Annotated in this window: 21 protein-coding genes; 5 read left to right on the forward strand and 16 right to left on the reverse strand. The window is 72.9% G+C overall.

The window, feature by feature from the left end; all coding sequences use genetic code 11:
- Nucleotides 1-456: AAA family ATPase (locus tag CHB94_RS03225; RefSeq protein ID WP_141137408.1), on the reverse strand; the 456-nt coding region annotated here is incomplete at its 3' end.
- Between the two features lie 35 nt (nucleotides 457-491).
- On the opposite strand from CHB94_RS03225, the gene CHB94_RS03230 reads away from it, so the two are divergent.
- From CHB94_RS03230 to CHB94_RS03240, 4 genes are all read left to right on the forward strand, one after another.
- Nucleotides 492-1,352 carry an aldo/keto reductase gene (locus CHB94_RS03230; RefSeq protein ID WP_089335166.1) on the forward strand — a complete coding sequence of 287 codons (861 nt, stop codon included), beginning with the start codon at nucleotides 492-494 and terminating at the stop codon, nucleotides 1,350-1,352.
- 68 nt (nucleotides 1,353-1,420) lie between these two features.
- Complete coding sequence (locus CHB94_RS03235; protein ID WP_089335167.1) at nucleotides 1,421-2,020, forward strand: TIGR03086 family metal-binding protein; 600 nt, start codon at nucleotides 1,421-1,423, stop codon at nucleotides 2,018-2,020.
- 163 nt (nucleotides 2,021-2,183) lie between these two features.
- Entirely contained in the window at nucleotides 2,184-2,435 is a 252-nt protein-coding gene (locus CHB94_RS25945) for a hypothetical protein (RefSeq protein ID WP_254920369.1), read from the forward strand.
- The gene (locus CHB94_RS03240; RefSeq protein ID WP_254920370.1) at nucleotides 2,432-3,052 is read left to right on the forward strand and encodes an endonuclease domain-containing protein; all 621 of its coding nucleotides are present in this window, start codon (nucleotides 2,432-2,434) and stop codon (nucleotides 3,050-3,052) included. The genes CHB94_RS25945 and CHB94_RS03240 overlap by 4 nt, the downstream gene beginning before the upstream one ends.
- A gap of 99 nt (nucleotides 3,053-3,151) precedes the next feature.
- On the opposite strand, the gene CHB94_RS03245 is transcribed toward CHB94_RS03240, so the two are convergent.
- From CHB94_RS03245 to CHB94_RS03275, 7 genes are read right to left on the reverse strand one after another with little or no spacing between them, the layout of a single operon-like run.
- The gene (locus CHB94_RS03245) at nucleotides 3,152-4,240 is read right to left on the reverse strand and encodes a pyridoxal-phosphate-dependent aminotransferase family protein (protein WP_089335168.1); all 1,089 of its coding nucleotides are present in this window, start codon (nucleotides 4,238-4,240) and stop codon (nucleotides 3,152-3,154) included.
- Between the two features lie 10 nt (nucleotides 4,241-4,250).
- Entirely contained in the window at nucleotides 4,251-6,254 is a 2,004-nt protein-coding gene (locus CHB94_RS03250) for a caspase family protein (RefSeq protein WP_089335169.1), read from the reverse strand.
- A 3-nt stretch (nucleotides 6,255-6,257) separates the two neighbouring features.
- Complete coding sequence (locus CHB94_RS03255) at nucleotides 6,258-6,632, reverse strand: effector-associated constant component EACC1 (protein ID WP_217899149.1); 375 nt, start codon at nucleotides 6,630-6,632, stop codon at nucleotides 6,258-6,260.
- 58 nt (nucleotides 6,633-6,690) lie between these two features.
- Entirely contained in the window at nucleotides 6,691-8,466 is a 1,776-nt protein-coding gene (gene aspS, locus CHB94_RS03260; RefSeq protein WP_089335171.1) for an aspartate--tRNA ligase, read from the reverse strand.
- A 47-nt stretch (nucleotides 8,467-8,513) separates the two neighbouring features.
- Nucleotides 8,514-9,497: an aldo/keto reductase gene (locus tag CHB94_RS03265; RefSeq protein WP_089335172.1), complete on the reverse strand. Its 984-nt coding sequence runs from the start codon at nucleotides 9,495-9,497 to the stop codon at nucleotides 8,514-8,516.
- A complete protein-coding gene (gene hisS, locus CHB94_RS03270) occupies nucleotides 9,497-10,762 on the reverse strand; it encodes a histidine--tRNA ligase (RefSeq protein WP_089335173.1) in 1,266 nt (421 codons plus the stop codon). The genes CHB94_RS03265 and hisS overlap by 1 nt, the downstream gene beginning before the upstream one ends.
- Entirely contained in the window at nucleotides 10,759-11,442 is a 684-nt protein-coding gene (locus CHB94_RS03275) for an MBL fold metallo-hydrolase (protein WP_089335174.1), read from the reverse strand. Before CHB94_RS03275 ends, hisS begins: the two co-directional genes overlap by 4 nt.
- A 154-nt stretch (nucleotides 11,443-11,596) precedes the next feature.
- Here CHB94_RS03275 and CHB94_RS03280 point away from each other — a divergent pair, with 154 nt between their 5' ends.
- Nucleotides 11,597-12,406, forward strand: coding sequence for a peptidylprolyl isomerase (locus tag CHB94_RS03280; protein ID WP_089335175.1), 810 nt, complete (start codon nucleotides 11,597-11,599; stop codon nucleotides 12,404-12,406).
- A 303-nt stretch (nucleotides 12,407-12,709) separates the two neighbouring features.
- On the opposite strand, the gene CHB94_RS03285 is transcribed toward CHB94_RS03280, so the two are convergent.
- The 8 genes from CHB94_RS03285 to ruvC form a co-directional block, all read right to left on the reverse strand.
- A complete protein-coding gene (locus CHB94_RS03285) occupies nucleotides 12,710-15,031 on the reverse strand; it encodes a RelA/SpoT family protein (RefSeq protein ID WP_303395975.1) in 2,322 nt (773 codons plus the stop codon).
- Nucleotides 15,032-15,298: 267 nt separating this feature from the next.
- Nucleotides 15,299-15,913, reverse strand: a complete 615-nt coding sequence (locus CHB94_RS03290) for an adenine phosphoribosyltransferase (protein WP_089335177.1) — start codon at nucleotides 15,911-15,913, stop codon at nucleotides 15,299-15,301.
- The gene (gene secF, locus CHB94_RS03295) at nucleotides 15,910-17,250 is read right to left on the reverse strand and encodes a protein translocase subunit SecF (RefSeq protein WP_089335178.1); all 1,341 of its coding nucleotides are present in this window, start codon (nucleotides 17,248-17,250) and stop codon (nucleotides 15,910-15,912) included. Before secF ends, CHB94_RS03290 begins: the two co-directional genes overlap by 4 nt.
- Entirely contained in the window at nucleotides 17,247-18,974 is a 1,728-nt protein-coding gene (secD, locus tag CHB94_RS03300; RefSeq protein WP_089335408.1) for a protein translocase subunit SecD, read from the reverse strand. The genes secF and secD overlap by 4 nt, the downstream gene beginning before the upstream one ends.
- Nucleotides 18,975-19,002: 28 nt before the next feature.
- Nucleotides 19,003-19,341, reverse strand: a complete 339-nt coding sequence (gene yajC / locus CHB94_RS03305) for a preprotein translocase subunit YajC (RefSeq protein ID WP_089335179.1) — start codon at nucleotides 19,339-19,341, stop codon at nucleotides 19,003-19,005.
- A 160-nt stretch (nucleotides 19,342-19,501) separates the two neighbouring features.
- Nucleotides 19,502-20,635: a Holliday junction branch migration DNA helicase RuvB gene (ruvB, locus tag CHB94_RS03310; RefSeq protein ID WP_089335180.1), complete on the reverse strand. Its 1,134-nt coding sequence runs from the start codon at nucleotides 20,633-20,635 to the stop codon at nucleotides 19,502-19,504.
- A gap of 28 nt (nucleotides 20,636-20,663) precedes the next feature.
- Entirely contained in the window at nucleotides 20,664-21,302 is a 639-nt protein-coding gene (gene ruvA, locus CHB94_RS03315; protein ID WP_089335181.1) for a Holliday junction branch migration protein RuvA, read from the reverse strand.
- Nucleotides 21,299-21,868, reverse strand: a complete 570-nt coding sequence (gene ruvC / locus CHB94_RS03320; RefSeq protein WP_089335182.1) for a crossover junction endodeoxyribonuclease RuvC — start codon at nucleotides 21,866-21,868, stop codon at nucleotides 21,299-21,301. Before ruvC ends, ruvA begins: the two co-directional genes overlap by 4 nt.
- Nucleotides 21,869-22,095 lie beyond the last annotated feature (227 nt).

Below are 22,095 nucleotides of genomic sequence, written 5' to 3' on the forward strand. Positions count from 1 at the left end.
CGGGTTCTCGGTGGTGGCCGCGATGAGGCTGACGATCCGGTCCTCGACCGCTGACAGCAGGGAGTCCTGCTGGGTCTTGGAGAAGCGGTGCACCTCGTCGATGAACAGCACCGTGCGACGGCCGGCGTAGGTGAGCTCCCGCTTGGCCGCGGTGATGACCGCGCGGACCTCCTTGACGCCGGAGTCCAGCGCCGAGAGCTGCACGAACTGCCGCTTGGTGGCCAGCGAGATGACGTGCGCGAGCGTCGTCTTGCCGGTGCCCGGCGGGCCGTACAGGACCAGCGACATGGGCTCGTCGGACTCCACCAGCCGCCGCAGCGGGGCCCGGTCACCGAGCAGGTGCTGCTGGCCCACGACCTCGTCGAGCGCGCGGGGCCGCATGCGCACCGCGAGCGGTGCGCCCGGGTCGACGGGCGCCGGCCCGCCCTCCTCTGGCGCGTCGAACAGCGATGTCACGGTTCCCGACGCTACCCGCGGGGCACGACATGCCCGTGAAGAAGCGACGCATCGGGGACGTGACGGTCAGCGCGATCGGCCTCGGAGCGATGCCCCTCTCCACCAAGTCCGACCGGCCCTCACGGGAGGACGCCGTCGGCGTCGTCCACGCCGCCTTGGACGCCGGGGTGACGCTGATCGACACCGCCGACGCCTACGCCCGCGACGAGTCGGAGTTCGGGCACAACGAGACGCTGGTCGCCGAGGCGCTCGCGTCCTACGGCCCCGGTGCGGCGGACGTGCTGGTCGCGACCAAGGGCGGCCACACCCGCCAGGGCACGGACTGGGGCCTGGACGGCTCGTCGGCCTACCTGCGCCGGGCCGCCGAGGACTCGCTGCGACGGCTGGGTGGGGACGCGATCGGGCTCTACCAGTACCACCGGCCCGACCCCGAGACGCCGTGGGAGGAGTCGATGGGCGCGCTGCGGGCGCTGGTCGACCACGGGCTGGTGCGCATGGTCGGGGTCTCCAACGCCGACATCGCGCAGATCGACGTCGCCCGCTCGGTGATCGGTGACGCCTTCGTGAGCGTGCAGAACCAGTTCTCGCCGGGCTGGCGGTTCTCTGCCGACGAGCTCGAGCACTGTGCGACGCACGGATTGGCCTTCATCCCGTGGAGCCCGTTCGGGGGCGTGAGCGCGGCCGGCTCGCTGGACTCCGCCGCCCCGGCGTTCGCGGAGGTCGCCGACGAGCTGGGCGTCTCGGTGTACCGGGTGGCGCTGGCCTGGCACCTGGCGCAGGCCGACGTCGTGCTGCCCATCCCCGGGGCCTCACGGGCGGCGTCCATCCAGGACTCCGCGGCGGCCGCCGACCTCACGCTCACTTCCGACCAACTGGCCCGCCTGAACGCCGGCTGACCGATGACTGCGGTGCATCCGCGCAGTCGTCTGCGTACGAGCACCGCACGATCCGGGAGGTATGCGGGATGGACACCGGCAGAAGCGAGATCGCCGAGCGGTACCGCCGGCGGGCGGACGCCTTCGAGGCGACGGTCGCGGCCGTCGGGGAGGAGGGCTGGGGCCGGCCGTCACCCTGCGCCGAATGGGACGCGCGGGACGTCGTACGGCACGTCGTCGACATGCACTCCGTGATGCTCCGGCCGTACGGCAGGCAGCCGACGCCCGCGGACGTGGACGCCGACCCGCTCACCGCCTTCCGGACCGCCCGGGCGGACGTCGAGGCGGTCCTGGACGATCCCGACCTCGCCGGGCAGGTGACCGAGAGCCCCGCGGGCACGATGCCGGGGGCGGACATGGTCGATCGGGTGGTCAGCGAGGACATGGTGCTGCACCGCTGGGACCTGGCCCGGGCCACCGGTCAGGACGACACCATCGACCCGGCGGAGCTGGAGCGCATGTGGCCGGCCCTGCAGGAGATCCCCGACGTCATGCGCGTGCCTGGAGCGTTCGGCCCCGGCGTCACCGTCTTCGGCCCGGTCGTCGAGGTGCCCGACGACGCCCCGCTCCAGCACCGGGCGCTCGGCCTCCTCGGTCGCGACCCCGCTTGGAGGCCGCCCGCCGGCTGAGGGCAGTCAGGCCGCCGAGTGAGCAGTTGGTGCCGCCGACACGCGTGGACACGCCCGCACGACCGACCACTACTGCTCAGCCGGTGGATCCACACGTCCCGCCGTTGTCCACGGATGGCGAAACGGTCCCCATCGACGGTCACGCACGCCCGACGCTCCGCAGATGGACTCCTCGGAGCTGCCGCCCTCCTACACCCGGCAGCAGGCACTGGCCGCCGGACTGACCAGGTCGCAGCTCAGGACGGACGGAGTCCGGGTGAGTCGCGGCGCCTACGTCTCCCGTTCGGTGCCGCTCGGCGTGTTCGCTGCGTGCTGTGCGCTGTTCCCGGTCCTGCCCTCGGCGGCCGTCTTCTCGCACGCCACGGCGGCCGCGTTGCTCGGTGCACCCGTGCCGCACGACTGGCCCTGGCCGTGAGTCTGCCGCCGGGTGTCTACCGACCACGGCGGCGCCGCGTCCGCGCGCACGTCCGGGACCTGACCGACGAGGACGTCGTCCACCACCGCGGGCTGCCGCTGACCAGCGGACCGCAGACCTGGCTGGACCTCGCCACGCTGGTGCCACCACCGGAACTGCTGGCCGTCGGCGACGACCTCATGCGGCGAGGTCACCTGCACCCGACTGCCCTGGCCCGTCGCCTCGAGCGGGCATCGGGAGCACGCGGGATCGTGTTCGCCCGGCGGCTGGCACCGCTGCTCACCCCGTCGGCTGCCTCGCGTCCGGAGAGCCTGGTCCGGTACGCGCTCATCGACAGCGACCTCCCCGACCCGGAGGTCCAGGTGCCGGTCCTGAGCGTGCGGGGACGGCCCGTCGCGCACGCCGACCTGGGCTACTCGCGCTGGAAGGTCGCCCTCGAGTACGAAGGCCGGCACCATGCCGAACGCGGCCAGTTCGACCGAGACCTCGAGCGGTACTCGCTGATGGCGGCCGACGGCTGGCTCGTCCTGCGATTCGGACGCGGCGTCCTGGGACGCCTCCACGCCGTCGTCGAGCGGACGCGTCGGGCCTTGGTCAGCCGGGGCGCCACCTGGTGAAGCTCAGCGCCGACCAGCCGACTGAGCAGTTGGTGTCGCCGACACGGGCCGACACGCCCGGCCGAGCGACCGGAACTGCTCACTCGACGGCAGCGACGCTCAGCGGCCGAGGACGTCCTCGAGCGCGGCCAGCACGAGCGCCACCTTGTCGGGGGTGGCGTTGGCGCCCATGAGCCCGATCCGCCAGACCGTGGTCGCGTGGGCGCCCACTCCCCCGCCGATCTCGATGTCGAAGCGTTCCAGCAGCTCCTTGCGCACGGCGGCCGAGTGGACGCCGTCGGGCACCTTCACCGTGGTCAGCTCCGGCAGCCGGTACCCCTCCGCGGCGAACAGCTCGAGCCCCAACTCCTGCAGGCCGGCGTGCAGCAGCCGTCCGGCCTCCTCGTGGCGGGCGTGGACGGCGTCCAGTCCCTCGTCGAGGATCCGGCCCAGGCCCGCATGCAGGGACACGACCATGCCCGTGGGCGCGGTGTGGTGGTAGGTCCGGCCGGACCCCGTGGCCTCGCCTGCGTACCCACCCAGCAGACCGAGGTCGAGGTACCAGCTCTGCGGCTTCCCGATCCGCCGCCCCCACGCCCGATCGCTGATGGTGAAGGGCGCCAGGCCGGGTGCGACACCCAGGCACTTCTGCGAGCCGGAGTAGGCCAGGTCGACACCCCAGTCGTCCAGCTGGACCGGGATGCCACCGAGCGAGGTCACGCAGTCGGCGAGCAGCAACGCATCGCCCTTGCCGGCCCCGAGCGGCTCGAGGTCGGACCGGACGCCGGTGGAGGTCTCGGCGTGGACGGCGGCGATCACCTTCGGGGCGGGATGCGCGGCCAGCACCCGCTCGGCGTCGACCGGCTGTCCCCACTCGTGGTCCACCCGGACGACCTGGGCGCCGCACCGGGAGGCGACCTCGACCATGCGCTCGCCGAAGAGCCCGTTCACCGCGACGACGACGACGTCGCCGGGGCCCACGGTGTTGACGAACGCCGCCTCCATGCCCGCCGAGCCGGTCGCGGACAGCGGCAGAGTGCGGCGGTTCGCCGTTCCGAAGACGTGCCGGAGCCGGTCCGAGGTCTCGTCGAGGATCGCCAGGAACACCGGGTCGAGGTGCCCGAGCAGCGGCTGCCCGAGGGCCACCGTGGCCTCCGGGTAGGGGTTGGACGGTCCGGGTCCGAGGAGGGTACGGGCGCGCAGCGACATGCCCCCGACGTTATCGGGAGCCGATCGGGTCACCCTCGAGCCGCCGGCCCGTGCGCGCCTGGGAGAGGTAGCAACCGGCCAGCGAGCAGACGACCGACACCAGTGCCACCACGGTCGCTCGGGCGTCGACCGGAAAGTTGTCGATGACCAGCGCCTGGACGTGGCCCGATGCCACCCACACGGCGAGAACGGTCGCGGTGGCCAGCCCGAACAACCGCTGGGCGCGGTCGAGGTCCAGGACCACCACGGGGAAGCAGACGGCGGCCAACAGCAGCGCCGGTTCGTTGAACGTCAGCCACGGCGACGCCTCGTCCTGCGCGGTCAGCCAGGCCGCGAGGCCACCGACGACGAGCAGCACACCGCTGAAGGCGCGCCAGTCGCTCCGGACTCCCGGGCGGGCGCGCAGGGACGGTTGCCGGAGCACCACGACCGCGCCGCCCAGGAGGACGACGGCGCCGAGCAGCGTCGCCCACCACCCCGGCCCTGGCATCTCACTCGTCTCCGGGGTGCGGAAGTAGGCCCAGGTCGCCAGCACCAGGTCCAGCTGGCTCAGAGCCGCACCGCCGACCATCCCTCCGGCCAGCGCGACCCCCCACGCGGCGGTTCCCCGCACGACCAGCAACTGGAAGGCGACCAGGAGCGGCAACCCCGCCCCGATCACCCAGGAGATCCAGTGGATGCCGTTCTGGAAGTCCGCGGCCACGACCGTGTACGTGCTCTCGAACACCAGGAACCGCGACAGCAGCAGGAGGACGCCGCCGACCAGGGTGACCGTCAGGAGGAGCGGGAGCGCCCCCGGGGGCTGCGCCTGTGCTGCGTCGTCCGGCCCGGCCGCTCGACCCCGTGTGCGCCCGTCCACCGTCGGGCCCGCGGGTGTCGCGGATCTCCTCGGCGTGGCCGAGGCGTCGGGTGGCGGCGCCTTCGCGGTCACCGGAGGTCTCCTCGCCGGACCGGAGACACCCGAGGCGGCCCCGGTGGTGACCGCCGCAGGTCCTCCCGGAGCCTGCACGGCCCGGGTCTCGGCTGCGGGCTCGCGAACGGTCCGCTCGGAGGACGTCCCGCCGTCGAGTCCCAGCCGCTCCTGGAGCCCGGACGCGGCGGCTGCGACCGAGCGGCTGTCGTCCGCGGCCAGCACGGCCAGCTGCTCCGCGACCGCCGCGCGGACGATGTCGTTGCCCGCCCGGTGCAGGTGCTCCAGCTCCTGCACGGCGCTCAGCCGCTGTGCGGCGATCGGGCTCTCGATCACGTGCTGCAGGTGCACCGGCAGCGTCCAGTGCACGTTGCGGGCGATGAGGATCCGCCCGTCGACGTCCTCCTGCTTCTTCGGCCGCTGCTGCGGCATCTCGGTCGTCACCCGGTCGTACACGTAGCTGTACAGCTCGTCGAGCGCGATGTCGCCGTCCTCGTCCAGGTCGGCGGCGCCGCTGCTGATCGCCTCGACCAGGTACCGCGTGAAGACCGACGACGTCCCGGTGCCGCGCAGGTCGTCGCCCTCGAAGGCGTACTGCGTGGCGTCGGAGGCGGTCAGCACCGCCCGGCCCTTGCCCTGGAAGCGCTCCAGCGTCTGGACGCCCTCGTCGGCCTTGGCGCGCCGCCCGGACGGGAACGCCCCGCTGTAGCAGCAGTCGAGGATCAGCACCTTGCGCCGCGACGCCGAGGCGTCCATCGCGTCGTTGAGCTGGGCCCCGGAGATGGCGGTGAACATCAGCGCCGAACGGCGGGTGTTGGTCATCGCGAGGTAGAGGCGGCCCTCGTCGTCCTTCAGCCCGTGCCCGGTGAAGTAGAGCAGCGTCAGGTCGTCGCGCCGGGCCCCGGTGTAGAAGTCCGCGATCGCCTCACCGACCACGTGGTGCGGTTGGTTGACCAGCATCGTGACGTCGAAGCCCGCGACGGCCGGGTCCTCGAGGACCGCGGCCAAAGCTTCCGCGTCGTGCTCGGGCGCCGCCAGCCGACGCAACCCGCCGTCCGCGTACTCGTACGTGGCGACGACCAGCGCCTTGCGGCCGGCGGCCATGGCTCACGCCGGCTGATGGCGTCGGACGAAGGTCTCGATCAGGTCGGCCCGCTCGACCGGTGTGGCGTGGCTCAACTCCAGGGTGTCGCCGTCGATGGTGACCGTGACCTTGTGCGCCCCGTCCCGCCGCGAGAGCCACTCCCGGATCGTGGCGATGACGGTCACGAAGACGCCGCCACCGCTGCTGAGGGTCACCAGCCACTCGGTCAGCGACGCGGCCGCACCGGACTTCGCCCCGTCCGGCGCCGGCGCGCCGGCGACCGGTGTCACCTCGTCGACGTCGAGTTCCCGCAACTCGTTGCGCAGCTGCCGGCCGAGGCGCTCCCGGTCCTCCGCATCCGTGCTCGGATCCGGTTGCAGGACGACCGTGAGCTCCACGGCCCGGATGGTCCGCCGCTACCGGACCGCCGACAAGGGCCTTGCGCCCCCGCGGCGCTCAGTGCGCCGGGTTCGTGGGACCGGGCGCTCCGGGCTCCCCCGGCAGCGCCGGCTCCTCCGGCTTCGCGTCGATGCCGGCCTCCTTGCGCTGCGCCTCGGTGATCGGCGTCGGCGCACCGGTCAGCGGGTCGAACCCGGCACCGGTCTTCGGGAAGGCGATGACCTCGCGGATGGACTCGACACCCGAGAGCAGCGCGGAGAGCCGGTCCCAGCCGAGCGCGGCGCCGGCGTGCGGCGGCGGGCCGTAGGCGAAGGCCTCGAGGAAGAAGCCGAACCGCTCGCGGGCCTCCTCGCGGGACATGCCGAGGGTCTCGAAGACCCGCTCCTGCAGCCCGGCGTCGTGGATACGGACCGAGCCGCTCAGCACCTCGTTGCCGTTGATCACCATGTCGTAGGCGTCGGACAGGGCCGCGCCCTTGTCGTCGGCGAACCGCTCCCGCCACTCGGGCGTGGGCGAGGTGAACGGGTGGTGCATGAAGGTCCAGGAGCCGTCCTCGGTCTCCTCGAACATGGGGAAGTCGACGACGAACAGGAACGACCAGGTGCCGGGCTCGATGAGCTCCAGACGCTTGGCGATCTCGTTGCGGGCCGCGCCCAGCAGCTCCTGCGAGGTGCGGCGGGCACCGGCGGCGAAGAAGACGCAGTCGCCCGGCTTCGCGCCCACGGCCTCGACCAGGCCCGCGCGCTCGGCGTCGGAGATGTTCTTGGCCACCGGCCCGCCGAGGGTGCCGTCCTCCGCGATCGTCACGTAGGCCAGCCCCCGCGACCCGCGCGACTTCGCCCAGTCCTGCCAGGCGTCGAACGCGCGTCGCGGCTGCGAGCCACCGCCGGGCATCACGACGGCGCCGACGTAGGGCGCCTGGAAGACGCGGAACGGCGTGTCGGCGAAGTACTCGGTGAGCTCGGTCAGCTCGATGCCGAACCGCAGGTCGGGCTTGTCCGACCCGAAGCGGTCCATCGCCTCGCGGTAGGTCATCCGCGGTATCTCGGGCACGTCGTAGGCGGCGAGCTCCTGCCACAGCGCCCGGACGACGTCCTCGGCGACCGCCAGCACGTCGTCGCGCTCCACGAAGCTCATCTCGAAGTCGAGCTGGGTGAACTCCGGCTGCCGGTCGGCGCGGAAGTCCTCGTCCCGGAAGCAGCGGGCGATCTGGTAGTAGCGCTCGAGCCCGCCGATCATGAGCAGCTGCTTGAACAGCTGCGGCGACTGCGGCAGGGCGTACCACTTGCCCGGCTGCAGCCGAACGGGGACGACGAAGTCGCGGGCCCCCTCGGGCGTGGATCGCGTCAGCGACGGCGTCTCCACCTCGACGAACCCGTGCGAGGCCATCACGCCGCGGGCGATCCGGTTGACCTCCGACCGCAGCCGAAGGGCCTTCGCCGGGCCCTGCCGCCGCAGGTCGAGGTACCGGTACTTGTAGCGGACGTCGTCGGACGCGGCGTGGTCGGTCTCGATCGGGAAGGGCAGGGGCGCCGAGGCCGACAGCACCTCCAGGGACGACGTGGCCACCTCGATCTCACCGGTCGGCAGCTCGGGGTTCTCGTTGCCCTCGGGACGGCGGCGCACCTCGCCGGTGACCAGGACGCAGTACTCGTTGCGCAGGTGGTGGGCCTCCTCCTCGCGGACGACCACCTGGACGTAGCCCGAGGCGTCCCGCAGATCGAGGAAGACGACCCCGCCGTGGTCGCGGCGGCGGGCCACCCAGCCGGCGAGGGTGACGGTGGTTCCGGCGTCGGCCGCGCGCAGCGTGCCGGCGTCGTGGGTGCGAAGCACAGGTGGGGATCCTTCGGGTGGGTGGTGGGACGTCGACCGAGCGGGGGCTACCAGCGGTCGTGGACGTGGGCGCGGATGCGCTCGTCGTAGACGCGCTCGAGGTCGCTGAGCTGGGAGTCGGACAGGGGCGCCAGGGTGGCGGCCGCGACGTTGCCGCGGACCTGGGTGACGGTGCGGGCACCCGGGATGACGGCGGTGACGCCGGGCTGGTCGATCACCCAGCGCAGCGCGAAGGCGGCGGTCGGCACGGCGTCACCGGCGATCTCGGCCACCGCGCGGGCGGCGGCCACACCGACGTCGAACGGGACGCCGGAGAAGGTCTCGCCGACGTCGAAGGCCTCGCCGTGGCGATTGAAGTTCCGGTGGTCGTCGGCGGGGAACGTCGTCGACTCGTCGTACTTCCCGGTCAGCAGGCCGCTGGCCAGCGGCACGCGAGCGAGGATGCCGACGCCGGCCCGCTGGGCTGCCGGCAGCAGCTCCTCGAGCGGCTTGCGCCGGAAGATGTTGAGGATGACCTGGATGGTCTGCACGCCCGGGTGCTGGAGCGCGGTCATGCCCTCCTCGACCGTCTCGACCGACACGCCGTAGGCGGCGATCGCCTGCTCCTCGACCAGCGTGTCCAGGGTGTCGTAGACCCGGTCGTCGGAGTAGACGGCCGTCGGCGGGCAGTGCAGCTGGACCAGGTCGAGGGTGTCGACGCCGAGGTTGCGGCGCGAGCGGTCGATCCACGCGCGCAGGTTGTCGGGCGTGTACTGCGCCGCCTCGAACGGGTCGGCGCGGCGGCCGGCCTTCGTGGCGACGAAGGGACGCTCCGCCCGCGGCGCGAGCGCCTTCCGGATGCGCTGCTCCGAGCGCCCGTCGCCGTACACGTCGGCGGTGTCCAGCAGGGTCACGCCGGCGTCGAGCGCGGCGTCGAGGACGTCGGCGGCCGCGTCGTCGTCGACGTCGCCCCAGTCACCGCCGAGCTGCCAGGTACCCAGCCCGATCACGCTGACGTCGGCGCCGGTGCGCCCCAGAGGTCGCTGTTCCATCACTTCTCCACCGTCGCACGCCGCAGGGCATCGAACAGCTCGGCCACCGGGACCGGCCGCTGCTCGCCGGTCCGCATGTCCTTGAGCTGGCCCACTCCCTCGGCCAGGTCCCGCTCGCCGACCACGACGACGTGCGAGGCCCCGGACCGGTCCGCGGCCTTCATCGCGCCCTTGAGCCCGCGGTCGCCGTACACCGTGTCGGCGGCGATCCCGGCCTGGCGCAGCTGCCCGATCAGCCGGACGGCGACGCGCTTGGCCTCGGCGCCGAGCGGGACGACGAACGCCTGGACCCCCGCCGTGACACCGATGTCCAGGCCCTCGGCCTGCACCGCCAGCAGCGTGCGGTCGACGCCGACCGCGTACCCGATGCCCGAGACGTCGGGGCCGCCGAGCGCCGCGGACAGCCCGTCGTACCGTCCGCCGCCTCCGATGGCCGACTGCGCGCCCAGGCCGCGGTGCACGAACTCGAACGTCGTCTTCGTGTAGTAGTCCAGCCCGCGCACCAGCCGGGGGGCCTCGGTCCAGGTGACCCCGAGGTCGGTCAGGTGCTGCCGGACGGCGTCGTAGTGCGCCTTCGTCTCGTCCGAGAGGTGGTCGACCATCAGCGGCGCGTCGTCGAGCTGGGCCTGCACCTCCGGACGCTTGTCGTCGAGAACCCGCAGCGGGTTGATCTCCGCGCGACGGCGGGTCTCCTCGTCGAGGTCGAGCTTGGCCAGGTACTCGACGAGCAGCTCCCGGTACTGGGGCCGGCAGGTGGCGTCGCCCAGCGAGGTCAGCAGCAGCTCGAAGTCCGTCAACCCGAGATCGCGGAAGCCCTGCACGCCCAGCGCCACGACCTCGGCGTCCAGCGCGGGGTCGTCGACGCCGAGGGCCTCCATGTCCACCTGGGTGAAGTGCCGGTAGCGGCCGGCCTGCGGGCGCTCGTAGCGGAACGCCGAGCCGACCGTCCAGAGCTTCACCGGCAGCGCGCCGTCGTGCAGCCGGTGCTCGATGAAGGCGCGCATCAGTCCGGCGGTCAGTTCCGGGCGCAGGGTCAGCGAGCGGCCGCCGCGGTCCTCGAAGGTGTACATCTCCTTGGTCACGACGTCGGTGGACTCCCCCACCCCGCGCGAGAAGACGGCGGTCTCCTCGAACACCGGCGTCTCGACGTAGCCGTAGCCCGCCCTCCGCAGAGGTGCGGTCAGCGTGTCGCGGACGGCGAGGAACCGTGCGGAGTCCGGGGGCAGGGTGTCGAACGTGCCCTTCGGCGCGCTGAGCCCGCTCACAGCCCGCGTCCCGACGGCGCCTGGGCGGCCTCGGCCAGGTACGGGTTCGTCGCCCGCTCGCGGCCGATCGTCGTCGCCGGGCCGTGGCCGGGCAGCACCACCGTCTCGTCGTCGAGCGGCAGGACGACGTCGCGCAGCGAACGGAGCATCGCGTCCCACGACCCCCCGGGGAGGTCGACCCGGCCCACCGAGCCCGCGAAGAGCACGTCTCCGGCCAGCAGGCCCGGCGCCTCGCCCAGGTCCACGGAGAACATCACCGACCCCTGGGTGTGCCCGGGGGCGTGGCGGACGGTCAGCTCGACGCCGGCCAGCGAGAGCACCGCGCCGTCGTCCAGGGGGCGGACCTCGGACGGGTCGGGCAGCCGGACGCCGGTGATCAGCGGGGCCAGCTGGGGGCCGTGCCACTTCGCGGGGTCGGCGAGCATGCCGTGGTCACTCGGGTGCAGGTACGCGGGGATGTCGTAGCCGTCGCACACCGGCAGCACGGAGAAGGTGTGGTCCAGGTGGCCGTGGGTCAGGACGACGGCCACCGGCTTGAGGCCGTCCTCGGCCAGCATCCGGGCCAGGGGCTCGACGGCGTCCATGCCGGGGTCGACGACGACGCACTCCTGTCCGGGACCGGATGCCACGGCATAGCAGTTCGTGCCGAACGCGCCGGCGGGGAAGGAGCGGATGAGCACTCGTGCAGGTTACGCGGGGGGCTCTCCCTGCCCGGCGCTGCCGGGGCCCGCCCAGGTCCGCCTCCTAGACTCGGCAGCCGACCAGCGGGCAGCGGCCGATCCCATCGCGCACCGCCGCCCCCGCGTGCACCCGTCCGTCCGAGGAGTTCGATCCGTGCCCACGAACAAGCAGCGCCGCCAGGCTGCGCAGCGTCACCTGCAGCGCCAACTGGAGCGCCGCGCCGAACTGGCCAAGAAGCGCCGCCGCAACCTGGGCATCGTCGCCAGCGCCATCGCCGTCCTCGTGGTGGTCGGCGCGGCCCTGCTGCTCACCGGCGTGTTCACGGGCGACGACGACCCCGACGTCTCCGCCGACCCGGGCACCGACACCGCGGCCACGGTCGACGGCAGCGACGGCACCTGCGACTTCACCCCCGACGAGAGCGGCAACCCGAACCTCACCCAGGTCGAGCCCCCGCCGGCCGAGGTCGAGACGACCGGCACCACGACCGTGACGATGAGCACGAGCGCGGGCGACATCGGATTGACCCTCGACCGCGCGAAGGCCCCGTGCGCGACAGCGAGCATGGTCCACCTCGCCGAGCAGGACTTCTTCGACGACACTCCCTGCCACCGGCTCACGACCTCCCCGGGCCTGGAGGTGCTGCAGTGCGGCGATCCGTCCGGTACCGGCATGGGTGGACCGTCCTACGAGTTCCCGACCCAGGTCACCGGCGACGAGACGTACCCGCGGGGCACCATCGCAATGGCGAACAGCGGGCAGGGCACCGACGGCAGCCAGTTCTTCCTGGTCTACGGAGACAGCCTCGAGAACAACCCCAACTACACGGTCCTCGGCACCATCGACGGGCCCGGCCTGGAGGTACTGGACCAGATCGCCGAAGCCGGGGTCGAGGGCGGCACGACCGACGGGGCGCCGGCGACCCCGGTGACCATCACGGACATGGCGGTCGCCGCCGCGTAACCACGACCTGAAGGGCTCGAATGGCGCTCCCCCGCGGGTGCCGTTCGAGCCCTTTCGGCAGTCCGGCCGGCCTCCGCAGGCCCGCGGCGGTGCCCCGGACGGGGCCTGTGGGGGCTTTCGGTCCCCGAGAGCTCGTTCAGGCGGTGTTCATGGGCCTGACTCCGCGCCCCGATCCGCTCCTCGCTCGCTGGCGCTCGCTGCGATGCTCCCTGGGCTGTCGTCAGGCGGGTTCATCGGCCTGACTCCGCGCCCCGGTCCGCTCCTCGCTCGCTGGCGCTCGCTGCGATGCTCCCTGGGCTGTCGTCAGGCGGTGACGCGCTCGACGTCGAAGACGCCGTCGACGTTGCGCACGGTCTGCAGGACGGCACCGAGGTGGGCCGGGTCGGCCAGCTCGAAGGTGAACCGGCTGACGGCCACGCGGTCGCGACTGGTCTGCACCGACGCCGACAGGATGTTGACCCGCTCGTCGGCGAGGGCCTTGGTCACGTCGGACAGCAGGCGGTGCCGGTCCAGGGCCTCGACCTGGATGGCGACGAGGAAGACCGATCCGGGCTGCGACGCCCACTCCACCTCGACCAGCCGTTCCGGCTTGCGCTGCAGGTCTGCGGCGTTGGTGCAGTCGGTGCGGTGCACGCTCACGCCGCCGCCGCGGGTGACGAAGCCGAGGATGTCGTCGCCCGGCACCGGCGTGCAGCACTTGGCGAGCTTCGCCCAGACGTCGGACATGCCGTGCACGACGACGCCCGGGTCACCGCTGGCGGTGCGGCGCGGTGTCGCGCGCCGCGTGGGGATGGCGGTCTCGGCGATGTCCTCGACCGCGCCCTCGCTCCCACCCAGTGCGGTGATGAGCTTCTCCACCACCGAGGCCGCGGAGATCTGGTGCTCCCCCACCGCCGCGTACAGGGCGGTGACGTCGGCGTAGCGCAGGTCCTTGGCGAGGGTGGACAGCGCCTCCCCGCCCAGCAGCCGCTGCAGCGGCAGCCCGGCCTTGCGCATGGCGCGGGTGATCGCTTCCTTGCCCGCCTCGACGGCGTCCTCGCGGCGCTCCTTGGTGAACCACTGCCGGATCTTCGTGCGCGCCCGGGACGATCCGACGAAGTTCAGCCAGTCCTGCGACGGGCCGGCGGTCGGCGACTTGGAGGTGAAGACCTCGACGACGTCGCCGTTGGAGAGCTTGCTGTCCAGGGACACCAGCGAGCCGTTGACCCGTGCGCCGATCGTGCGGTGCCCCACCTCGGTGTGCACCGCGTACGCGAAGTCCACCGGCGTCGACTCGCCAGGCAGGCTGATCACATCGCCCTTGGGCGTGAAGACGAAGACCTCCTGCGGGCCGAGGTCGTAGCGCAGCGTCTCGAGGAACTCGCCGGGCTCCTGCGCCTCCCGCTGCCAGTCCAGCAGCTGTCGCAGCCACAGCATGTCGTCGCGCGAGCCGGCCTTCGGCGCCCCGAACTCTCCGGCGCTGGGCCTGCCGCCGGCCCTCGCGTTCTCCTTGTACTTCCAGTGCGCGGCGATGCCGTAGTCGGCGGTGCGGTGCATGTCGTGCGTGCGGATCTGCAGCTCGACCGGCTTGCCCTGCGGGCCGATCACCGTCGTGTGCAGCGACTGGTACATGTTGAACTTCGGCATTGCGACGAAGTCCTTGAAGCGGCCCGGCAGCGGCTGCCAGTGGGCGTGCATGATGCCGAGCGCCGCGTAGCAGTCGCGGACGGAGTCGACCAGGATCCGGATGCCGACGAGGTCCCAGATGTCGGTGAAGTCGCGGCCGCGGACGATCATCTTCTGGTAGATCGAGTAGTAGTGCTTGGGCCGGCCGGTGACGACCGCGTCGATCTTGGCCGCCTTCAGCTGCTCGCTGACCTGGGAGGTCACCTCGGCCAGGTAGGTGTCCCGCGACGGCGCCCGCTCGGCGACCAACCGCACGATCTCGTCGTACCGCTTCGGGTAGAGCGTGGCGAAGGCGAGGTCCTCGAGCTCCCACTTGATCGTGTTCATGCCCAGCCGGTGCGCCAGCGGGGCGAGGATCTCGAGCGTCTCGCGCGCCTTCTTCTCCTGCTTCTCGGGCGGGAGGAAGCGAAGCGTGCGCATGTTGTGCAGCCGGTCGGCGAGCTTGATGACCAGCACCCGCGGGTCCCGGGCCATCGCCACGATCATCTTGCGGATGGTCTCGGCCTGGGCGGCATCGCCCAGCTTCACCTTGTCGATCTTGGTGACGCCGTCGACGAGGTGGGTGACCTCGGAGCCGAAGTCGGCAGTGATGGAATCCAGCGTGACGCCGGTGTCCTCCACCGTGTCGTGCAGGAGAGCCGCCACCAGCGTGGTGGTGTCCATGCCCAGCCCGGCCAGGATGGTCGCGACGGCGAGCGGATGGGTGATGTAGGGGTCGCCGCTCTTGCGCTTCTGCCCCGAGTGCGCCGCCTCGGCGACGTCGTAGGCCCGCTGCAGCAGCGCCAGGTCGGCCTTGGGATGACTCTGGCGGTGCAGTGCGGCCAGCGGCTCCAGGACGGGACGGACGACGGTGCTGCGCTGACCGACGACGATCCTGCGGGCCAGCCGGTCACGGACCCGGCGGCGGGGAGCGCTGTCGGCATCCCCTGGCTCGGTGCCGACGTCGTCGGGCCGGCGCACGGCAGGTCGGTCGGGCAGCGGAGGAAGACGAGGCGCCTGGCCGGCCGCCTGAGCCTGAGTCGCTGCCGCCTGAGTCGCTGCCGCCTGAGTCGCTGCCGCGGTGGGCCCCTGGGACGCCGTCACGGGCTCACCCGGCCGCGCGGGAGCCGCGTCTGCGGCTACGTCGGAGGCCACGGCGACTCCTGCCCGATCGAGGAGAGATGACCCTCTCCATGCTAGCGGGGCAGCGCCGCGGACGACCCCGTCCGTGGGCGAGGTCTCCCTCGGTCAGGTGGTCCACAGGGTGTGCACCGTGTGCGGCGCCAGCCGCTGCCGTCCCCCGAGCGCGGCGAGCTCGACCACCACCGAGACCGCGGTGACGATGCCGCCGAGCCGTTCGACCAGCGCGATGGCCGCGCCCAGCGTTCCGCCGGTGGCCAGCACGTCGTCGACCACGAGCACCCGGGACCCCGGGCGGATGGAGTCGGCGTGCAGCTCCAGGGTCGCCGTACCGTATTCCAGGGCGTAGTCGGCGGCGATCCGTTCGCGGGGCAGCTTGCCGGCCTTGCGGACCGGGACCACGCCCACGCCGCTACCGAGGGCGACCGCGGCCGCGAGCAGGAACCCCCGGGCCTCCACACCGACGACGACGTCGAACCCGGCGTCGCTGTCCGGCCCCGCTGCCTCGGCGATGGCGGCCGCGCGGGGGTCCGAGGCGCCCGGTGCGGCCAGCCCCTCGACCATGCGCCGGAAGGCGGGCCCGTCCGCGAAGACGGGGGTGAGGTCCCGGAACAGGACGCCGGGCTCCGGATAGTCGGGCACGTCGACGGTCAGGGAGGCGATCAGCTCGTCGAGGGGTGGCTCTTCGGACACCGGCGCACCGGCGGCGGCGGGCCGGCTCATCGGCGCTTCTTGCCCGGCGGGCGTCCCCTGGCGCCGGGACGCTGCGGGCGTGCGCCGGGACGCGGGGCCGCCGTGGCACCGCTCCCGCTGTCCGGACGGACCGACGACGGCGACTCCACGACGACGTCGGCCTCCACGGAGTCCGGCAGTTCGGCGACCGCGACACCGCCCCGGGCCGGTCGGGCCCGCCGGGCGCGGGCCACGGGACCGGCCGGTGCACCCGCGCGCGGGCCGCCCGACCGCGCCTCGGAGGAGCGGCGGGCCTGGACGCGCCGGCGCAGTGCCTGCACCTCCGGCTCCCGCTCCTTGAGGTCGGCCACGATCGGGGTCGCCAGCACGATCGACGAGTAGGCGCCGGCCGCGAGCCCGACGAACAGCACCAGCGCCAGGTCCTTGAGCGTGCCCACCCCGAGCAGGCCGGCGCCGACGAACAGCAGACCGGCGACCGGCAGCAGCGCGATCACCGACGTGTTGATCGAGCGCATGAGCGTCTGGTTGACCGCCAGGTTGGCGGCCTCGCTCCAGGTCATGCGGGCACTGCGCTCGAGGTCCTTGACGTTCTCGTCGACCTTGTCGAACACGACGACGGTGTCGTAGAGCGAGAAGCCCAGGATCGTGAGGAAGCCGATCACCGTGGAAGGCGTGACCTCGAAGCCGATCAGGGAGTAGATGCCGGCCGTCACGATGATGTCGTGCAGCAGGGCGGCCATCGCCCCGATCGCCATCTTCGGCTGGAAGCGGACCGCCAGGAACAGCACGACCGCGACCAGGAAGACGGCCAGGGCGATCAGCGCCTGGTCGGTGATGTCCCGACCCCAGTCGGCGCTGACCGACTCGGGGCTGACCTCGGAGGCCTGCACCCCGGCGGCGTCGGCGATCGCCTCGACGACGGCGCGCTCGGTGTCGTTGTCGAGGGTCCCCGTGCGCAGGAGCAGCTCGTCGCCACCGACCACCTGGGCGGTCGACACATCGGCGCCGGCCTCCTCGGCCGCCTCGCGCACCTCCACGAGCTGCTGCTCGGTGCCGGGCACGCGGAAGCTGTTGCCCCCCTCGAAGTCGATGCCGAAGTTGAATCCTCGGAACACCATCGACAGGAGGCAGAGCAGCACCACGACGGCGGTGATCCGGTAGATGAGCCGGCTGTTGCCGACGACGTCCAGGCCGGCCTCACCGTTGTAGAGCCGGTGGCCGAGCCCGGACCAGCGGTTCCCGGTGCGGGCCGCGGGCGCAGCGGTGCCGCCGTCGGCGGGCAGACCGGCGTCGGCCAGCGCCTGTTCGTCGGCGGCCTGCTCGGCCGATCCGTCGACCGGCCCGTCGTCCTCGGAAGTGCGGGTCATGACGTGCTCCTGTCTGCCGGGCCGCCGGACCGGGTGCCGGCTCCCGAGGGGCTGCTGCCGGCACCGACGAGGTCACGGCCGGCCGCCGCGGGTCCGCGGACCGGCCGGCGGGTGTGCTCGACCCGGCCCAGACCGGAGATCCGGCTGTTGCCGAACCACCGGAAGCGGGACAGCACCGCCAGCAGCGGGTGGGTGAAGAGGAAGACGACGACCAGGTCCAGGACCGTCGACATGCCCAGGGTGAAGGCGAAGCCCTTCACGTCACCGATCGCCAGCAGGTAGAGGATGGCCGCGGCGAGGAAGCTGACCGCGTCGGCGGAGAGGATCGTCCGCCGAGCCCGGACCCACGCCCGCGGCACCGCGGACCGGAAGCTGCGGCCCTCGCGGATCTCGTCCTTGAGTCGTTCGAAGTAGACGACGAACGAGTCCGCGGTGATGCCCAGCGAGACGATGAAGCCGGCGATCCCGGCGAGGCTCAGCGTGAAGCCGATCTCCCGGCCCAGCAGCACCAGGCAGGCGTAGACCACGACGCCCGACAGGATCAGGCTGGCGATCATCACCAGCCCCAGCAGCCGGTAGTAGACCAGCGAGTAGAGGAAGACCAGCGCGATGCCGATGGCGCCCGCGATCAGGCCCGCCTCCAACTGCTCCTCGCCGAGCTCGGTGGAGATGGACTGCGCCGTGGCCTGGGTGAAGCTCAGCGGCAGGGCGCCGTACTTCAGCTGGTTGGCGAGCTCCGTGGCCGACTCCTGGTCGAAGCTGCCCGAGATCTCGGTCCCGCCGGAGATGGCGGAGTTGATCGTCGGTGCGGAGATGACACGGCCGTCGAGAGTGATGCCCACGCTGCTGCCGACGTTGGCGGCCGTGTAGGCCGCCCATGCCGCCGAACCCTCGGGGTCGAAGTCCAGCTGGACGATCCACTCGCCGGTGCCCGCACGCGTGCCGGCGCTCGCGTCGGTGACGGCGGTGCCCTCCACGACCGCCGGGCCGAGCAGGTACTTGGCCGTGCCGTCCTCACTGCAGGCGGCGACGTAATCCTCCGGACGGTCCACCGAACCCTGCGCGTCGGTCTCGCAGGTGAGCGTCGCGTACTCGGCGGCGGCCTGCTCCTGGGTGACGGGCGGGCCCGAGGCATCCGTCTCCGGGTCCTCGACCGCGTCGCCGGACGGAGCCGCCGTCCCGGTGGACGCGGCGGGGTCCGTCGGTGCGGCAGGGTCGGTCGGCGCGGGGTCGGTCGGCGCGGGGTCGGTCGGCGCGGGGTCGGTCGGCGCGGGGTCGGTCGGCGCGGGGTCGGTCGGCGCGGCCGAGTCCGTGGGCGCGGCGGGGTCGGTCGGCGCGGCGCTGTCGGTGGGGGCGGGCGACACCGGCTCGGGCCCCTGGATCACCGGCCGGAAGCGGAGCTGAGCGGTCTGCCCGAGCTCACGTGCCTGGTCCCCGTCGTCCCCCGGGACGGAGATGACGATGTTCGAGTCGCCCTCGGTGACCACCTCGGCCTCGGCGACGCCGAGGCCGTTGACCCGCTGCTCGATGATCCGGCGCGCGAGCTCCAGGTCCTCCTGGGCCGGCGCCTGGCCGTCGGGGGTGCGGGCCGTCAGCGTCACCGTCGTGCCGCCGCGCAGGTCGAGGCCGAGCTGGGGCGTGCGGGTGGTGCCGGTGAAGTAGATGAGCCCGTACAGGACGGCGACGATCAGCAGGAACGCGGCGAAGTACCGTCCTGCCGGCATCGAGCGGTTGGCCACGCTGGTCCCCGGCTCAGAGGGTGCCGTCGGCCGGCCGTCCGCCGGTCGCGCCGGGCGTCCCGGTGTCGGTGCCGTCATCACCGACGGCCCCCAGGGGCTTGCGCACCTCGAGGATCGCCGGCCGCGCGAAGGTCACGACGACGCCGGGGGCGATCTCGAGGTCGACCGTGGTCTCCCCGAGAGCGGCGACCGTGCCGTGCAGACCGCTGGTGGTCATGACCGGCGTCCCGATGGTCAGCGAGTCCTGCATCGCCTGCGCCTGGGCCTGCATGCGCTTGCGCTGCCGGGCCGGCAGGACGAACAGCATGACCGCCAGCAGGGCCAGGATGATGATCGGAAAGTACTGCTCCACAACAGGTGTGCCTCTCTACCGCGGATCCAGCTCCGCGGTGGGTGCGGTCCCGGATGGGACCGCTCGGGGTGCGTCGGTTGCCTCACGTTCACGGCGCGCGGGCGACCGGACGGACGCGCACAGCCGCGGCCGAACGAGTTGCGCGCCGGCGATCGGAAGTCTATGCGTCGAACAGGGTCTCTGACGACGCACCCGGGGTCGTCGGTGCGCCGATGACCCCACCGGCCCCTCCCAGGAGGGCGCCGCCGCGGGGCAGGGGGTGCCCGAGGTGGTGCCACGCGGCCTCGGTGGCCACCCGTCCACGGGGTGTGCGGGCGAGCAGGCCGGCCCGGACCAGGAAGGGCTCGCACACCTCCTCGACCGTGTTGGGCTCCTCCCCCACCGCGACGGCGAGCGTGGCGACGCCGACCGGCCCGCCACCGAAACGGACGACGAGGGCTTCGAGGACAGCGCGGTCCAACCGGTCCAGACCCAGGACGTCGACGTCGTAGAGCGCGAGGGCGGCCTGGGCCACCTCGCGGGTCACCCGGCCGTCGGCCTCGACCTCCGCGTAGTCACGCACCCGGCGCAGGAGCCGATTGGCGATCCGGGGTGTGCCGCGCGAGCGGCCGGCGATCTCCGCCGAACCGTCCTCGGTGAGTTCGACCCCCAGCAGGTCGGCGCTCCGGCGGAGCACCTGCTGCAGCTCGGCCGGCTCGTAGAACTCCATCTGCCCGACGAAGCCGAAGCGGTCGCGCAGCGGTCCGGTGAGCAGCCCGGCACGGGTGGTGGCACCGACGAGGGTGAAGGGGCTGATCTCCAGCGGGATCGCCGTCGCCCCCGGCCCCTTGCCGACGACGACGTCGACCCGGAAGTCCTCCATCGCCATGTAGAGCAATTCCTCGGCGGGGCGGGCGATGCGGTGGATCTCGTCGATGAAGAGGACGTCGCCCGGGGCCAGGTTGGACAGCATCGCGGCCAGATCACCGGAGCGCTCGATCGCCGGGCCGCTGGTGATCTTCACCGAGGTGCCCAGCTCGGAGCCGATGATCAGGGCCAGGCTGGTCTTGCCGAGCCCGGGTGGGCCGGAGAGGAGCACGTGGTCCGGCGGACGGCCGCGCCGTTTGGCCCCCTCGAGGACCAGCGCCAGCTGGCGGGCGACCTTGGGCTGGCCGATGAAGTCGTGCAGCGAGTGCGGCCGCAGCGCGGACTCGACGACCCGTTCCTCGTCACCCGCGAGCGAGGAGACCCCGCCGTCCTGGCCCAGGCTCCCGTCGACCCCTCCGGTCAGCGGCCGGTCGAAGGGCGTGCTCATGCTGTGCCCTGTCGCTCCCGCGGGGCGCTCACGACCGCCCCAGCAGCTGCAGTGCCTGGCGCAGGAGGACCGCGACCTCGACCGACCCCGTCGACGCGATCTGCTCGTCGGCCACGGGGGCCAGCTGGGCGAGTGCGCTGTCGGCCTCCTTGGCCGACCAGCCCAGGCCGACCAGCGCGGAGGTGAGCTGGTCCCGCCACGGCGCCACCGGCGTCACCGACGGGAGGCCTGCGACGGCGGGGCCGTCCACCGACGTGTCCGACGTGGTGGAACCGAGCCGGTCCCGCAGCTCCAGGATCAGCCGTTCGGCGCCCTTCTTGCCGATGCCCGGCACCTGCATGAGCGCCTTGACGTCGGCCATGGAGACCGCCCGGCGCACCTCGCGCGGCGGATGGATGGCCAGCACCGCCTGGGCGAGCCGCGGACCCACCCCGTTCGCGGTCTGCAGGAGCTCGAACAGCTGCCGCTCGTCGTCGTCGGCGAACCCGTAGAGGGTCAGCGAGTCCTCGCGCACGATCAGGCTGGTCGAGAGCCGGGCGCTCTCCCCCACCTGCAGGCGGGCGATGGTGCCGGGGGTGCACTGGACGGCGAGCCCGATGCCGCCGACCTCCACGACCGCACCGTCGGGCGAGACCGCCGACACCCGGCCACTCACCGAGGCGATCATCGGGCGGCCACCCCCGTCCAGCGCGGGAGGGTGGTCCGCCGCACGGGGGCGCCGATCCCGCGGGCGACAGCGGCCGCGCGCAGCCGATCCTGGGCGGGCCCGCGCCAGGCGTGGCAGACCGCCAGCGCCAGGGCGTCGGCGGCATCGGCCGGCTTGGGCGCCTCGGTCAGGCCCAGGACGCGGGTGACCATGATCGCGACCTGCTCCTTGTCCGCCCGGCCGCTGCCCGAGATGGCCGCCTTGACCTCGCTGGGCGTGTGCCAGGCGACCGGCCGGTCGGCCTGGGCGGCAGCCAGGGCGGCGACGCCCGCAGCCTGCGCCGTACCCGTCGCGGTGCCCTTGTTGTTCTGGGTGAAGACCCGCTCGATCGCGACGACGTCCGGCCGGTGCTCCCGCAGCAGGGCGGTCACGGCGGTGTGCAGCTCCAGCAGGCGCAGTTCGAGGTCCAGTTCGGCCATCGTGCGCAGCACGCCGACCCCCACCGCCGTGGGCCGCGCGCCAGGACGCCCGTCCACGACCCCCCACCCGCACCGGGTGAGGCCCGGGTCGATACCGAGCACCCGCATGTGACTCCCCTCGGTCGGCCGAACGCGTGTTCGATCCGAGGCTAGCCCGCGAGGACGACGGGCCGAGCGCAACACGCCGCGCCTCCGTGACCTCGTCCCGACGGCCCTCCCGCAGGGCCCGGCCGCGAGCTCGCGAGTGCTGGGGACAGGAGGGTTCTCTTTCAGCCGACCTTGTCCATGCGTCGGCTTCCGGCCCCGCTCCGCTCCTCGGTCGCTGGCGCTCCCTG

Source organism: Blastococcus mobilis (assembly GCF_900188025.1).
Classification (GTDB): domain Bacteria; phylum Actinomycetota; class Actinomycetes; order Mycobacteriales; family Geodermatophilaceae; genus Blastococcus_B; species Blastococcus_B mobilis.

Coding starts and splice junctions, on each gene's coding strand:
- CHB94_RS03265 (WP_089335172.1), bottom strand. CDS start 9,497: ATGGAACAGCGACCTCTGGGGCGCACCGGCGCCGACGTCAGCGTGATC.
- CHB94_RS25945 (WP_254920369.1), top strand. CDS start 2,184: ATGGACTCCTCGGAGCTGCCGCCCTCCTACACCCGGCAGCAGGCACTG.
- CHB94_RS03250 (WP_089335169.1), bottom strand. CDS start 6,254: ATGGCCGCCGGCCGCAAGGCGCTGGTCGTCGCCACGTACGAGTACGCG.
- CHB94_RS03235 (WP_089335167.1), top strand. CDS start 1,421: ATGGACACCGGCAGAAGCGAGATCGCCGAGCGGTACCGCCGGCGGGCG.
- ruvC (WP_089335182.1), bottom strand. CDS start 21,868: ATGCGGGTGCTCGGTATCGACCCGGGCCTCACCCGGTGCGGGTGGGGG.
- CHB94_RS03290 (WP_089335177.1), bottom strand. CDS start 15,913: ATGAGCCGGCCCGCCGCCGCCGGTGCGCCGGTGTCCGAAGAGCCACCC.
- CHB94_RS03245 (WP_089335168.1), bottom strand. CDS start 4,240: ATGTCGCTGCGCGCCCGTACCCTCCTCGGACCCGGACCGTCCAACCCC.
- secF (WP_089335178.1), bottom strand. CDS start 17,250: ATGACCCGCACTTCCGAGGACGACGGGCCGGTCGACGGATCGGCCGAG.
- ruvB (WP_089335180.1), bottom strand. CDS start 20,635: ATGAGCACGCCCTTCGACCGGCCGCTGACCGGAGGGGTCGACGGGAGC.
- secD (WP_089335408.1), bottom strand. CDS start 18,974: ATGCCGGCAGGACGGTACTTCGCCGCGTTCCTGCTGATCGTCGCCGTC.
- ruvA (WP_089335181.1), bottom strand. CDS start 21,302: ATGATCGCCTCGGTGAGTGGCCGGGTGTCGGCGGTCTCGCCCGACGGT.